Genomic DNA, 14,860 nt, shown 5'->3' with positions numbered 1-14,860 from the left:
TAATCGGTTATATAATAACTTGGTTGTTCGCAAAAGCGGTGCAAAATAAACCATTATTTAGCATATAAAGAAGAAATATCGCAAATTAATGCAAAACTCAGTACACTTTCCGGCAATTCCAGAAGCAGCTGTCTCGCTGAATAACAAGCAGTTAACAATTCATAAGGAATTATAGACGGGCTCCGTTTGCTTTATTGCCCGATTTTTTTTATATCTTTGCAGAATAATTGAGAACATTGTTATTATGACAAAGGCGAACAAGGTTTTATTTATAACCCAAGAAATTACCCCTTACGTTTCAGAATCCGAAATGTCCCTCGTAGGCAGAAACCTACCTCAGGCTATTCAAGAAAAAGGCAGAGAAATCAGAACGTTTATGCCCAAATGGGGAAATATCAACGAACGCAGAAACCAGCTGCATGAGGTGATACGACTCTCCGGCATGAACCTCATCATTGACGATACCGATCACCCGCTCATCATCAAGGTTGCCTCTATCCAGTCTGCACGTATGCAAGTATACTTCATCGACAACGATGACTACTTCCAGAACCGCTTGCAGGTAACAGACGAAAATGGTGAAGAGTATGAAGACAATGATGCCCGTGCCATCTTCTATGCCCGTGGCGTACTGGAAACGGTGAAGAAACTGCGTTGGTGTCCCGACATCATCCACTGCCACGGCTGGATGACCGCTTTAGCGCCTCTGTACATCAAAAAAGCCTATAAAGACGAACCTTCCTTCAGAGATGCCAAGGTCATATTTTCCCTTTATGAAGATGACTTCAAACAACCTTTCCACGCAGACTTCTCTAACAAGCTATTGTTGAAAGGCATCGCCAAGAAAGATATTGCAGGATTGAAGGAACCCATTGACTACACAGCACTTTGCAAACTGGCTGCTGACTTCTCCGACGGCATTATCCAGCAAAGCGAACACGTCAATGAGGAAGTACTGAACTATGCCCGCGAATCCGGAAAACCGGTATTGGAATATCAATCTCCCGAGAACTTTGCTGAAGCCTGCAATGACTTCTACGACAAGGTATGGGAAACAGAACAAAAATAAAATCGATTTAGACAGTTAAAACTATGAAAGTAAGATACCTGGGAACATTGCTTTTGGCAGTCCTGACTTTCTTTGGATGCGATGACAACACCGGAACATTAGGTCTGGGTATGTTGCCCGATTCTGACGGCATGTCAGCGCATACTACTACTTTTAATGTAACAACACGTTCATTTGCCGTTGATTCCGTATTTGCCAAAACGAGTACCGGCTATATAGGCAAGTTTTCCGACCCGGAATTCGGTTATTACGAAACAAGTTTCCTTACGGAGCTGAACTGTACGGAAAACTTCTCCCTTCCGGAAGTGTATAAAGTGACCGAACGGGACAGTGAAGGAAATCCAATCAAGGCAACTGGTACAATGACTGCCGACTCGGTAGTTTCAGTGCAACTGGCAGTCTATTATTCCAGTTGGTTCGGCGACTCCCTGAATGCATGCCGGATGAGTATCTATGAACTGGACAAGAAGCTGGACAAAAATCGCTATACCAATATCAATCCAGAAGAATACTACAACAAGTACGACCCCAAGTCCCTGCTCGGACGTAAGGCTTATTCAGCTTTCGATACGTCTGTTCCGGATTCTGTGAGATTTGAAAAGGACAATAATGGTTATTATACTTTCTATCCCAATGTGACGTTCCCATTGGACAAGAAAACTTTCGGCGAAGACAGAATATTGAAGGTTTATCGCGAGCATCCCGAATACTTTAAAGACGCCGCAACTTTCATAGACAAGATTTTCAAAGGAGTATATGTAAAGAGCGATTACGGAGATGGAACCATCCTCTATGTGGATTATGTGGCTTTGAATATGCAATTCCGTTTCCACCACGTAAATGATACTACCGGTGTAGCACTGAAGAAAAAAGATGGTACAGACTCTTTGTTCTATAGCATGCAGACTGTATTTGCCTCTACCAAAGAGGTTATCCAGGCAAACCAGTTCCTGAATTCAGATTTGATAAAGGAAAAGGCTGCCGAACCTCAGCACACTTACATTAAATCTCCTGCCGGTATCTTCACCGAAGCTATCATGCCATACGATTCAATATACAACAAACTGACCAATGACACCCTGAATGCCGTGAAACTGACTTTCACGAATTACAATATAAACAGTGACTACGAATATAGCATGAGTGCTCCCAATGACGTGCTGTTGATACGTAAGCAGGAGTTGAAGAGCTTCTTTGAAGAGAACAAAGTCAGGGATAATATTACCTCATTTACAACCACCCACAATGCATTTGCTACCAATCAATATGTATTCAGCAACATAGCCCGGTTGGTTACCACTTGCATCAACGAAAAACAAGCTGCCAAGAAAGCCGCCAAAGAAAAGGCCGGCAGTTCTTGGAATGAGACAGAGTGGGAAAAAACTTGGAACAAAGAAAATGAAGACTGGGATAAGGTATTGCTGATTCCGGTTTCCATTACCTATGACAGCAGTACAAGCAGCAGCGGCAACAAAACCATAACCGGTATCCAAAACGACCTCAAGCCGGGATATGCCAAACTAAAAGGCGGCCCGAAAGAGAATGCAAAAGGCGAAGTGGAATCTCCGCTGAAAATAGAAGTTACATACACCAGTTTCAACAAGTAACTGACAGATATTCCATAAAAAAGCCTTCCGCTCATTGTAGAGCGGAAGGCTTTTTTGATTGATGGGACAAGCTGCCGATATTATTCAGCAGCCTTTTTAGTTGTTTTCTTTGCGGCAGGCTTTTTGGCAGGAGCCTTGGCCTTTGCCGGTTTTTCTGCGGCAGATTTAGCTGTAGCCTTGCTCTCTTTCTTTTCTGCAGCCTTTATCTTCTCCAACTTGGCCTGTGCTTTCTCCAATTCCTTATGCAGTTCCTCTATCTCGGCACCTTGGTTCTGGATAGTGGTCAGCAATGCATTCAGTTCTTCGTTATCTATATCCACCGGATAGAGAGAATCGACACGTTTGATAAAGTCACCAAGAATATTCATATAATTGGTAAAAGCATCAAAAGGAGATTCATAAATGCCACGGTTCAAGCCGACACCGCTTTGCTTGGTAGTCATGAAACGGAAGTTGTTACTTGCCTGCAGATAATCCCAGTCTTGCTTGATACGGCGGTCATCACAGAGATGGACACGTTCGGCAACACTATACAGCTTGTTGAATGCTTCACGCTGCATCACGTTACCCAGCCAGCAGCTGGTATCTCTTTCTTCGTCCACCCAAGACATCGGATATGGAACGTCCAACTGGGAAACAGATTTCAGTTTGGTAACAATTTCCGTCGGTGTGGAGAAAGTAATCCCCTTTTCTTTGGCACAGTATGGAAGTGCCTTCAGGAATTCCAGAATATTGGAAGACAACGGCTGTGCCATGCCCAGAGCAGAGAGTTCCATAAAGATGTTGATGACCTGCTCTTCCTGCGGTAAAGCATCAATCCAGTTGATGTACTTGTCGGCAAACAAAGGATACTCGTTCCACTCGGAGTTGGAGAAGCGCAGGCTGATGTCGTCAGACAGCTTAAAGTCACGCAACAGCAACTTCAAGTTAGGATTCATGGAGCAATGGTATACATAGTGCGGACTCTTCCAACCCAAAACATGCTTGGCTCCTTCCGTCAGCATACCCTTGAATCCCAAAGCTGCCACCATCGCACCAATCTCGTCATTATAAATCAGACTGGAATTACGGAACACCTTCGGTGCCTTACCGAACATTTGCTTCATCTTAGCGCTCTGACGCATCACCTCTTCCTTGAAGCAATCCTCGTTGGCCAGAGAAGAAAGGCCATGGGAATAAGGCTCGGCAAGGAACTCACAGCAACCGGTATCATTCAGCTGGTGCAACAAGTCGATGACAGCCGGCGCATATATTTCCAACTGCTCCAGCGCAACCCCCGAAATGGAGAAAGCCACTTTAAACGCACCTCCGGAATTCTTCACCATTTCAATCAGGGTGTTCAATGCCGGGATATAAGAGCGTTCGGCTACATCATTGATACTGGTTTCATTGGCATAATCATCGTAGTAATAATGATCGGTACCTATATCAAAGAAACGGTAACGTTTCAGATGAATGATTTGATGTATTTCAAAATAAAGACAGATAGTTCTCATTTCTATTATTGTTTTTGTTATTTACCATAGTTTCTTAACACATCCTCGTAGAGGGCGCGGATTCTCAAGCCTACTTTTTCCCACGTGATTCCATCCACTTCCTTCCTGCCTTCCTCCTGCAGATATTGGAAGAGAGCGGGATTGGTGCAGAGAGAATAAATGGCATCGGCCATTGCATGAATGTCCCAATAATCGGTCTTAATGACCTTATCAAGAATTTCACCGCATCCCGACTGCTTGGAAATGATGGAAGGAGTTCCACACTGCATGGCTTCCAGCGGAGCGATACCGAAAGGCTCGGAAACGGAAGGCATAACGAATACATCACTGTTCTTGTAAACCTCATATACCTGCTTTCCCTTCATGAAGCCCGGGAAGTGGAACCGGTCGGCGATGCCCCGCTCGGCTGCCAGATTAATCATGGCATCCATCATATCTCCCGAACCGGCCATCACAAAGCGGATGTTGCGGGCACGCTGCAATACCAGCGAAGCTGCTTCCACAAAGTATTCCGGCCCCTTCTGCATGGTGATACGGCCCAAGAATGTCACAATCTTTTCTTTGGAATGGTCGGGACGTGGAATGTCCTGGTATTCCTGCGAGAGAGGATAGACGGCATTGTGCATGGCAAACACCTTCTTGGGGTTCTGATGGTACTGCTCAATAACCGTGCGGCGGGTCAGTTCGGACACGCACATGATGCAGTCGGCATAATCCATACCGTTCTTCTCCATAGAATAGACGGTAGGATTGACTTTTCCGCGCGAACGGTCAAAGTCCGTAGCATGGACATGGATACAGAGCGGCTTTCCGCTCACCATCTTGGCATGCACTCCGGCAGGATACGTCAGCCAGTCGTGGGCATGAATAATATCAAATTCCTGCTGGCGAGCCACTACTCCGGCAATCACCGAGAAGTTGTTTATCTCTTCGTGCAGGTTGCCGGGATAACCGCCGGCAAAGTCCATGCAGCCTATGTCATTGACGTGCATATAAGAGAAATCCGAATAAATATGGTCGCGGAAAGAATAATAATCTTCCGGCGTCATGTTGCGCGTCAGCCTCGACTTCAAATAATTGTAATCGACATCACGCCACACGATAGGCACCTGGTTCATGCCCACTATCTTCAAGAAGTCCTCTTCTTCGCCCGTCGGCTTGGGCATGCAGAAAGTAGTTTCCACATCACCCTGCAAACTCAATCCCTTAGTTATTCCATAAGAAGCAACCGCAAGACCACCATATATTTTGGGAGGAAATTCCCATCCAAACATTAAAACTTTCATCTTCGTTCCTCCTTTTATAAATTATACTTAGACAATAACTTCAAGATACGCAGGATTTCCGCCGTATTCATGGCAAATGACACCGCCCCTCTTCCAACAAACGGAGGATTACCATCGAAGAGTTCGGGCAATGCGCCAATACAGTGGGAAGTCATTTCATCTTCCATACCGATGAGGTATCTCTCTACAAACGACACGCCACTCACTTTATAGATACGCAGATATGCTTCCATGTAGAAGCCCAGCAGCCATGGCCACGCTGTTCCCTGATGGTAGGCATAGTCTCTCTGTATCTGAGGGCCGACATAATTCGGATTGTATCCGCCACTCTTGGGGCTCAGTGTACGCAAGCCCTTCGGAGTCAACAGTTCTTTCGTCACAATATCGAGTACCTGTTTCTTTTGGGCCCTATCCAACGGAGAATAGTCAAAGGCAACGGTAAATATCATGTTGGGACGTACGCTCCAGTCCATCATATAACCATCCACATAGTCGAACAGATAGCCATACTCATTGCGGAAGACATCTACAAAAGACTTTCCGGTGATTTCTGCCTGAGCGTCCAGTGTATCGGCAAGAATTTCATTGCCTCCCTCCCGAACCATATCGGCTACAAAACGCAGGGCATTGTACCACAGCGCATTCACTTCCACAATGTAGCCCGTACGCGGAATAACCGGGCGGCCATTGGCGGTAGAGTTCATCCAGGTAACCGCTTTCTCGGTGCCATTGGTATACAACAGTCCGTTTTCGTGCAGGAAGAGATTGTCATGCCTGCGTTCACGGATATAGCCAACAATCTCCTCAAGGAGATTACCGTACATCTGCCGGCAATTTTCACGCGAAGTCTCCTTGGCATACTGCTGTAAAGCCCAGACAGCCCACAGTAGCACATCCGGATGCTCCATCTCGTATATCTTATAAGAGGAAGGCTCTCCATTGATAAACTCACGGATAGCCTTTTCGGCTGTTTTCATCACGTCTTCAAATTCATCTTGCTCGCCTAAGGCCAAAGTAAGACCCGGCAGGGAGATGAACAAGTCACGGGCACGACACTTGAACCAGGGATAGCCTGCAAGCACATAATGCTCCTCGCCCTGCTTGTTGTGGAACTGGTGCGCCGAGTTTTTCAGACAGTGGTAGAAACTGTCACGCGGAGTGCGGTCGGCCACCTCGGACTCAAAAGTCTGCTTCAGCTTGCGGGGAGAAATCTCGGAGATACCGGCAGAGAAGACAACGCTTTCCCCTTTCTTTATATCCACTTCAAAATATCCCGGCACATAAAGGTCTTCGTTGAAGTCATATCCGCGTTCCTGTTCTTTGGGATACTCGATACCACGATACCAGTCAGGCTGGAAGTGGAACTCATTCTTTTTGTTGAGCTGCATGAACAACTCCGGATAACCGGGATACATGCAGGTTTTAATGCCATTCTCTACCAACTGGTAGTCGCGGCTTGCCTGCGCATTTTCGTGCGTGTACTCGCGCACACTGCGGAATGCCAGGAAAGGGCGGAAACGAAGTGTGGTTGCCGAATGGGCATCGACCAAGGTATAACGAATCAGAATCCGATTTTCATGGTGTACGAAAATCTTTTCCTTACGAAGGATGACGCCTCCTACACGATAGGTAGTTGTGGGGATATTTTCACAGTCGAACTCTCGGATATACTTGTGCCCGTTAGGACTGAAGTGGTTTCCTTGATACTTATGCAACCCCAGGTTGAACTCCGCACCGTGCTGAATTACAGTTTCATCCAAAGAAGACAGCAGCACATGGTTTTCATCATCGAGGTTGGGGACCGGTATCACCAACAGACCGTGATATTTGCGTGTGTTACAATCTACAATTGTTGTACAATGATAGGCTCCCGACCTATTCGTCCGCAATATCTCCCTTGGCAAAGATTCTTGCAGATTAATCATCAGGGTCTTGTCAAATCGTAAATAACTCATAGTTGTGCATTATTTAAAGGTTAATTATTTCGGTATATGCGCTACAAGCCATGTAGCGATGCCCAAAAATACGAATTAAAGCTTATAGGCAAAATAAAAAGTCAGTTTTTTTTCGGTTTTCGTCAAATATTCCGTAGTATTGTACAAAAATAGCAATCACTGTACGAAATATGAAGCATGATATACGCAGAATGGCATTGGCGGCGGTTATACCCCTATTCTTGCTATTCATTTTATACATTTTAAAGTTTTTGGAGACAGGCATGGATTGGAACTTCACACGACTGGGAGTATATCCGATGGAACAGCGGGGCGTGTTCGGAATTTTCGCACATCCACTGGTACACAGCAGTTTCAAGCATCTGTTCGCCAATACGATTCCACTCTTTTTCCTGATGTGGTGTCTGTTCTATTTCTACCGGCATATAGCCCCCTACATCTTCTTTGCCATTTGGATAGGATGCGGTGCGCTTACCTTTCTTATAGGGAAACCGGGATGGCATATCGGAGCCAGCGGCATCATATACGGACTGGCTTTTTTTCTGTTCTTCAGCGGCATTCTGCGCAAACATGTACCGCTTATCGCCATTTCACTGTTGATAACGTTCCTATATGGCGGCCTGGTATGGAATATGTTCCCACAATTTGCCAAAGCCACCACTTCCTGGGAAGGACACCTTAGCGGAGCCATAGCAGGCACGCTATGCGCCATAGGCTTTATGGAATACGGTCCCCAACGGCCCGATCCGTTTGCCGGAGAGGAAGACGAAGAGGAAGACGAAGATGAGGAAAACAATGAGGATGAGGACGATAAGAAGGAAGAGGAGAAGGATGAGGATTCGTCTACAAGGATTGAATAGCACGTTTAAGAAACAATAAAAAAAACAAAAAGAGGGGCAAAGAGTTTACAGTACACCTTGATAATATCTACTTTTGTTTCAAAACAAGAAGAAAAAGCATTATGAATACAATGTTTGATACATTACTGCAACTGCCACTCTTTCAAGGACTCGCACAAGAAGACTTTACCAATATCCTGGGGAAAGTCAAGCTGAGCTTTACAAAGCATAAAGCCGGCGAAGTTATCGTGAAAGCCGGTGACACATGCAGTCAACTGATATTCGTATTGAAAGGTGAAATCTCCTCATGTACTTCATCTGCGAATACATCATACAGCTCCACGGAATATTTTCAGGCACCTTATGTCATCGAGCCACAATCTCTGTTCGGGATGAGCACCTCCTACGTCTCGGCCTATACCGCCCAAACCGAGACCCACACAGTGAGCATCAGCAAGGCTTTCGTCATGAGCGAATTGTTCAAATATGACATATTCCGCCTGAATTACATGAATATCATCAGCAACCGCGCCCAAAGCCTAAACAGCCGTCTTTGGGCAGAAAGCACCGACAACCTTGAGAAACGTATCGGCAACTTTATCCTGACACATATCGAACGTCCGTCAGGCAGGAAAATACTGAAAATAAAAATGGAAGAATTGGCTCAGGTGGTCAATGATACCCGTATGGGAGTATCAAGAGCGTTGAACAGCATGCAGGAGAAAGGCCTGCTCGAACTGCACAGAGGCGAGATGATGATTCCCGACGCAGAAAAGCTCTTATAGGCCACCTGAACCGAGATTTCCTACAACACCTTGTCTATCGCTTTCTTTATCAAGGCTTCCATCACTTTATACCCTTCTAGAGTGGGGTGTACCCCATCCCGGGTATACGAGGAGTTCAGAGCCTTATTGTCGCCTTCCACCATCTCACTGTAATAGTCGACATAAGGAATCTTGTTTTCCTGGGCATACTTCCGGATTCTGGCATTCAGCTGCATTATCTTTTGCGGAGCATCCTTCACCGAAGGATTCCAGCCAAAGGCAGCGGCAGGCAACACAGACGTCAAAATCACCTTTATCTTATTGGCCCGTGCCAGCTCTACCATAGACACTATATTTCCAAAAGTGTATTCTTCATTATAAGCGCCTGCATTTTCCGCAATGTCATTGGTACCTGCATTTATCACGACCAGCGCCGGAGCAAGCTTGATGACATCTTCGCGAAAACGGAGCAGGAAATGGGAAGAAGTCTGCCCGCCTATACCACGGCCCACATAACCGTTGTCTTCAAAGAAAGCGGCATCGTTTGCCACCCATCCTTCCGTGATGGAGTTGCCCATAAAAACCACCCGGTCCTTCTGTTTTCCCTTCCGTACCAGTTCCTTGTTTGCCTCTGCATAGCGTTTCAAATTTCCCCAGTCCTGCTTCTGTGCGTCAGAGGCTACCCAGGGGATGCACAAAAAGACAGCAATCATACATAAAAGTTTCATTGTTCTATTCTTTGTTGTTTTGTTATAAAAAAAACAGCCCCACCGTTTTTAAGGTGAGGCTATCATTATCATTGGTCAATCTCACTCCCACTCGATAGTCGCATTGGGTTTCGGAGACATATCATAACAAACGCGATTGACGGTTTTCACTTCCTTGAGAATACGGTCGGTAATCTTCATTAGGATGGGCCAGTCCACCGGCTCAATGGTAGCGGTCATGGCATCCACTGTGTTGACGGCACGGATAATGACGGGCCAGTCGAACGAACGTGCATTGTCGCGTACACCCACAGATTTGAAATCGGGCACCACAGTGAAATACTGCCATACCTTCTTATCCAGGCCTGCCAGTTGGAATTCCTCACGCAGAATGGCATCCGACTCGCGTACAGCCTCCAAGCGGTCACGGGTAATGGCTCCCAGACAACGTACTCCCAATCCGGGACCGGGGAACGGCTGACGGTAAACCATCTCGTACGGCAATCCAAGCTCTACACCGCATGCACGTACTTCGTCCTTGAACAGCTGGCGCAACGGCTCCACCAATTCAAACTGCAAATCCTCGGGCAGACCGCCTACGTTGTGATGAGACTTCACCATCTTGGCTGTTTTTGTGCCACTCTCTACAATATCGGGATAGATGGTACCTTGTCCCAGGAAGTCGATACCGTCCAGCTTGCGGGCTTCTTCCTCAAAGACACGGATAAACTCTCCGCCGATAATCTTGCGCTTTTCTTCCGGGTCAGCCACGTTTTCCAGCTTGGAGAGGAAACGGTCTGTAGCATCCACGTATATCAAGTTAGCTTTCAGCTCCTTGCCAAAGATTTCCACCACGGCTTCCGATTCGCCCTTACGCATCAGTCCGTGGTTCACGTGTACGCAAACCAGCTTGTCTCCGATGGCTTTCAGCAGCAAAGCGGCCACCACGGAGCTATCCACACCACCGGACAGTGCCAGCAGCACCTTACGGTCGCCCACCTGACGACGTATCAACTCCACCTGGTCGTTGACGAAATTCGTCATGTTCCAGTTCGCCTCAGCCTTGCAAGTATCGAATACGAAAGATTTCACAGCCTCCTTGATGGCTTCCACATCATCCGTAAACTGCGGCAGCTTCACTTCGCACAGCGCCTTGTCGTGTCCGGCAGCCATTACGGGGAATCCCGCTTCGTAAATCTCGGGCAACACGTCGATGGACACCCCGTCAACCACATTGTTGGGGCCGCCGTTGATGATGATGCCTTTCACATTCGGCAAGGCCTTCAGTTCGGCGGCAGTAATGTCGTGCGGGTAGATTTCGCTATATACTCCCAACGCACGAATCGCCCGGGCAAGCACTGTGTTCTCATGGCTTCCCAAATCCAGAATCACAATCATATCCTGCTTCATTCTTCTATATTGTTTTTAAGTTAATAATTTCAGTAGGTCTTATTCCCATTCTATTGTGCTGGGTGGTTTTGAAGAGATGTCATAGGTCACGCGGTTCACACCTTTCACCTTATTTATAATGTCGTTGGACACCTTACCCAGGAATTCGTAGGGCAGATGCGCCCAGTCGGCTGTCATGGCATCGGTGGAAGTGACGGCACGCAAGGCCACTGCACGTTCATAGGTGCGTTCGTCGCCCATCACGCCCACACTCTGTACGGGCAGAAGAATGACGCCCGCCTGCCAGACCTGATGGTAGAGCGATGTCTCGTTGCCGTCGGCATCCTGCACTTTCCAGTCACGCAAGCCCTGAATGAAAATATCGTCGGCTTCCTGCAAAGTATGCACCTTCTCCGGTGTTATATCCCCCAGGATGCGGACAGCCAGTCCCGGACCGGGGAAAGGATGACGGGTAATCAAATGTTCGGGCATTCCCAATTCGCGTCCCACGCGGCGTACTTCGTCCTTGAACAGCCACTGCAACGGTTCGCACAGACGGAGGTTCATCTCCTCGGGCAGACCGCCCACGTTGTGATGGCTCTTGATGGTCTTGCCCGTAATGTTTAGGCTCTCGATGCGGTCGGGATAAATGGTGCCTTGTGCCAACCAACGGGCATCGGTTATCTTGTGCGCTTCGGCATCGAAGACCTCGATAAAATCGCGGCCGATGATTTTACGCTTTTGCTCAGGCTCGGTCACTCCCTCCAAATCCTTGAAGAACTTCTCGCTGGCATCCACGCCAATCACGTTCAGTCCCAGGCATTCGTAGTCGTGCATCACATTCTTGAACTCATTCTTGCGAAGCAGTCCGTGGTCCACAAAGATACAGGTCAAGTTCTTGCCAATGGCACGATGCAGCAACACGGCGGCTACCGAAGAATCCACACCGCCACTCAGTCCCAGGATAACTCGGTCGTTGCCAAGCTGCTCCTTCAGTTCGGCCACAGTAGTATCTACAAACGATGCGGCGCTCCAGCTCTGGCTGCAACCGCATACGTCCACCACGAAGTTGCGCAGCATCTGCGTACCGTCCTCGCTATGAAATACTTCCGGATGGAACTGCACTCCCCACATCTCCTCGCCGGACACCTGGTAAGCAGCAATCGCTACCTTGTCCGTAGAAGCTATAATCTTGAAGTTGTCGGGAATGGCTGTAATCGTGTCTCCATGGCTCATCCATACTTGGGTATTCTTCCTTACCCCTTTGAAAAGGACATTCTCCGAATCGAAAGAACCGAGATGGGCACGTCCGTACTCGCGGGTTCCTGCCGGCTCCACCCGTCCACCGTTGCTGTAGGAGATAAACTGCGCACCGTAGCAGATACCCAGAATGGGGTATTTCCCACGAATCCCGCTCAAATCTACCTTGAATGCACTCTTATCATAAACAGAAAAGGGGCTACCCGAAAGGATAACTCCTTTTACACTCTCATCTCCGTATGGAAATTTGTTGTAAGGTACAATCTCGCAATAGACATTCAATTCGCGCAGCCGGCGACCGATGAGCTGCGTGGTTTGCGAACCGAAATCAAGAATAATAATCTTCTCTTGCATATAAATCCGTATAGACTTTAATAAATGATTTGCAAAAGTAGAAAAAGTAAAGGAATTATCAGGGATAATGTGACAGAAAAACGTTTTTTTACTAAAAACAGCTTTAATTTCAGGCTAGAACTATCCACAAGGATACTAAAAGCTATTCTTACTACAACCGTGCTGTTTTCTTACCACAGCTATGCAACTTGCTTACCACAGCAATGTTATTTTCTTACCACGGCTGTGGTAAGATTACTGCTTAGTATAAAAAGGGACAGTTTCCGGCGGTACCGGGGAGAGTTAAATGCATTAGGGAATGTATCAAAAGCCATGAACGCTTTCATCATGTTATAATATTAGGCGCGGAATTCTAAGACCTACGCAAGTTTCCTGTGCAAAAACTTGTGTAGGTCTTAGAATTCCGCGCCTAAAAAAAGCGTCAAGAGGGTTTTGACATCCCTATGAAGTTCCGCTTCGATATTACTTTTCTTTCAGCAAATCACGGATTTCGGTCAGCAGCACCTCTTCCTTGCTCGGGGCAGGGGGAGCCGGAGGAGCGGCAGGTGCCTCTTCTTTCTTCTTTTCAGTCAGCTTGGTCAACAACTTTATGAACATGAAGATAGAGAATGCTATAATCAGGAAGTCGAAGGTGACCTGCAAGAAATTACCGTAATTCAGGGTCACGGCAGCAATTTCTTTTCCGTCCACCATTTCGGCAGGTTTCAGCACCCACTTCAAGTCTGTAAAGTTGACACCGCCCACCAGCAGCCCGATAGGAGGCATAATCACATCTGCCACAATGGAGGAGACGATTTTTCCGAATGCCCCACCGATAATCACACCGACGGCCATGTCTATCACATTGCCCTTCATGGCAAAAGCCTTAAATTCCTGTAAAAATGAACTTTTTCCCATCTTTTCAATTATTTAATTATGATTTTGGTTACGAATATAAAAACATTTTCTTACTTTTGCACCGCAAATCAGAAAGAATTGCAATTAGTAAGCGAAAGTTTATTTTTAAACATTATAAAACCCTTAAAAGTTTAAACAAAATGATTAAAGTAGGTATTAATGGATTCGGACGTATCGGACGTTTCGTATTCCGCGCTGCAATGAAGAGAAACGATATTCAGATCGTAGGTATCAACGACCTTTGCCCGGTAGATTACTTGGCTTACATGCTGAAGTATGACACTATGCACGGCCAGTTCGACGGTACTATCGAAGCTGATGTTGAAAACAGCAAGCTGATCGTTAACGGTCAGGCTATCCGCATCACTGCAGAAAGAAACCCGGCTGACTTGAAATGGAACGAAGTAGAGGCAGAATACGTTGTTGAATCTACTGGCTTGTTCTTGAGCAAAGACAAAGCTCAAGCTCACATCGAAGCCGGCGCAAAATATGTTGTAATGTCTGCTCCTTCTAAGGACGACACTCCGATGTTCGTTTGCGGTGTTAACGAAAAGACTTACGTTAAGGGTACTCAATTCGTATCTAACGCTTCTTGTACTACCAACTGCTTGGCTCCTATCGCTAAGGTATTGAACGACAAATGGGGTATCACTGACGGTTTGATGACTACTGTTCACTCTACAACTGCTACTCAGAAGACAGTTGACGGTCCTTCTATGAAAGACTGGAGAGGTGGTCGTGCTGCTTCCGGCAACATTATCCCGTCTTCTACCGGTGCTGCTAAGGCTGTAGGTAAAGTTATCCCGGCATTGAACGGCAAACTGACTGGTATGTCTATGCGTGTTCCGACTTTGGACGTATCTGTAGTTGACTTGACAGTTAACTTGGCTAAGCCCGCTACTTACGCTGAAATCTGCGCTGCCATGAAGGAAGCTTCTGAAGGCGAATTGAAGGGTGTTCTGGGTTACACTGAAGATGCAGTTGTTTCTTCTGACTTCTTGGGTGACACTCGCACTTCTATCTTCGACGCTAAGGCTGGTATCGCTTTGACTGATACTTTCGTTAAGGTTGTATCTTGGTATGATAACGAAATCGGTTATTCTAACAAGGTTCTTGACTTGATTGCTCACATGGCATCAGTTAACTGCTAATATACAGTTAGAAAATAATAAAAAATAGGTGACTTCTGCAGAAGTCGCCTATTTTTTTTGCAATTTTGCAGCTAGTTCGTTTTTTA

12 protein-coding genes are annotated in these 14,860 nt (G+C 46.6%); 5 read left to right on the top strand and 7 right to left on the bottom strand.

The window, feature by feature from the left end:
• The first annotated feature begins 244 nt into the window (after positions 1-244).
• Positions 245-1,069 carry a glycogen/starch synthase gene (locus DW947_RS13590; RefSeq protein WP_005823572.1) on the top strand — a complete coding sequence of 275 codons (825 nt, stop codon included), beginning with the start codon at positions 245-247 and terminating at the stop codon, positions 1,067-1,069.
• A 23-nt stretch (positions 1,070-1,092) separates the two neighbouring features.
• Entirely contained in the window at positions 1,093-2,676 is a 1,584-nt protein-coding gene (locus DW947_RS13585; protein WP_016272626.1) for a DUF4270 domain-containing protein, read from the top strand.
• An 80-nt stretch (positions 2,677-2,756) separates the two neighbouring features.
• Here DW947_RS13585 and DW947_RS13580 read toward each other — a convergent pair whose 3' ends face one another.
• The 3 genes from DW947_RS13580 to DW947_RS13570 are packed head-to-tail and all read right to left on the bottom strand — an operon-like array spanning position 2,757 to position 7,413.
• A complete protein-coding gene (locus DW947_RS13580; RefSeq protein ID WP_057256630.1) occupies positions 2,757-4,172 on the bottom strand; it encodes a glycoside hydrolase family 57 protein in 1,416 nt (471 codons plus the stop codon).
• A gap of 17 nt (positions 4,173-4,189) precedes the next feature.
• Positions 4,190-5,458 carry a glycosyltransferase family 4 protein gene (locus DW947_RS13575; RefSeq protein ID WP_005823578.1) on the bottom strand — a complete coding sequence of 423 codons (1,269 nt, stop codon included), beginning with the start codon at positions 5,456-5,458 and terminating at the stop codon, positions 4,190-4,192.
• 14 nt (positions 5,459-5,472) lie between these two features.
• Positions 5,473-7,413, bottom strand: coding sequence for a glycogen debranching enzyme N-terminal domain-containing protein (locus DW947_RS13570; RefSeq protein ID WP_016272624.1), 1,941 nt, complete (start codon positions 7,411-7,413; stop codon positions 5,473-5,475).
• A gap of 170 nt (positions 7,414-7,583) precedes the next feature.
• On the opposite strand from DW947_RS13570, the gene DW947_RS13565 reads away from it, so the two are divergent.
• The gene (locus tag DW947_RS13565; RefSeq protein WP_005823585.1) at positions 7,584-8,273 is read left to right on the top strand and encodes a rhomboid family intramembrane serine protease; all 690 of its coding nucleotides are present in this window, start codon (positions 7,584-7,586) and stop codon (positions 8,271-8,273) included.
• Between the two features lie 101 nt (positions 8,274-8,374).
• Positions 8,375-9,037 carry a Crp/Fnr family transcriptional regulator gene (locus DW947_RS13560; RefSeq protein ID WP_005823588.1) on the top strand — a complete coding sequence of 221 codons (663 nt, stop codon included), beginning with the start codon at positions 8,375-8,377 and terminating at the stop codon, positions 9,035-9,037.
• A 20-nt stretch (positions 9,038-9,057) separates the two neighbouring features.
• On the opposite strand, the gene DW947_RS13555 is transcribed toward DW947_RS13560, so the two are convergent.
• The 4 genes from DW947_RS13555 to mscL all read right to left on the bottom strand — a co-directional run bounded on the left by DW947_RS13555 (position 9,058) and on the right by mscL (position 13,623).
• Positions 9,058-9,744, bottom strand: a complete 687-nt coding sequence (locus DW947_RS13555) for an SGNH/GDSL hydrolase family protein (RefSeq protein WP_005823589.1) — start codon at positions 9,742-9,744, stop codon at positions 9,058-9,060.
• An 81-nt stretch (positions 9,745-9,825) separates the two neighbouring features.
• Positions 9,826-11,133, bottom strand: a complete 1,308-nt coding sequence (guaA, locus tag DW947_RS13550) for a glutamine-hydrolyzing GMP synthase (protein WP_005823591.1) — start codon at positions 11,131-11,133, stop codon at positions 9,826-9,828.
• Positions 11,134-11,172: 39 nt separating this feature from the next.
• Complete coding sequence (gene guaA / locus DW947_RS13545; RefSeq protein ID WP_005823593.1) at positions 11,173-12,726, bottom strand: glutamine-hydrolyzing GMP synthase; 1,554 nt, start codon at positions 12,724-12,726, stop codon at positions 11,173-11,175.
• 462 nt (positions 12,727-13,188) lie between these two features.
• Positions 13,189-13,623, bottom strand: coding sequence for a large-conductance mechanosensitive channel protein MscL (gene mscL, locus DW947_RS13535; RefSeq protein WP_005835461.1), 435 nt, complete (start codon positions 13,621-13,623; stop codon positions 13,189-13,191).
• 140 nt (positions 13,624-13,763) lie between these two features.
• On the opposite strand from mscL, the gene gap reads away from it, so the two are divergent.
• Complete coding sequence (gene gap, locus DW947_RS13530) at positions 13,764-14,774, top strand: type I glyceraldehyde-3-phosphate dehydrogenase (protein ID WP_005835458.1); 1,011 nt, start codon at positions 13,764-13,766, stop codon at positions 14,772-14,774.
• Positions 14,775-14,860 lie beyond the last annotated feature (86 nt).

Origin of the sequence: Bacteroides sp. AM44-19, assembly GCF_003603395.1 — a bacterium.
Classification (GTDB): Bacteria; Bacteroidota; Bacteroidia; order Bacteroidales; family Bacteroidaceae; genus Bacteroides; species Bacteroides uniformis.
This window is presented reverse-complemented; position numbering and strand designations above follow the sequence as displayed.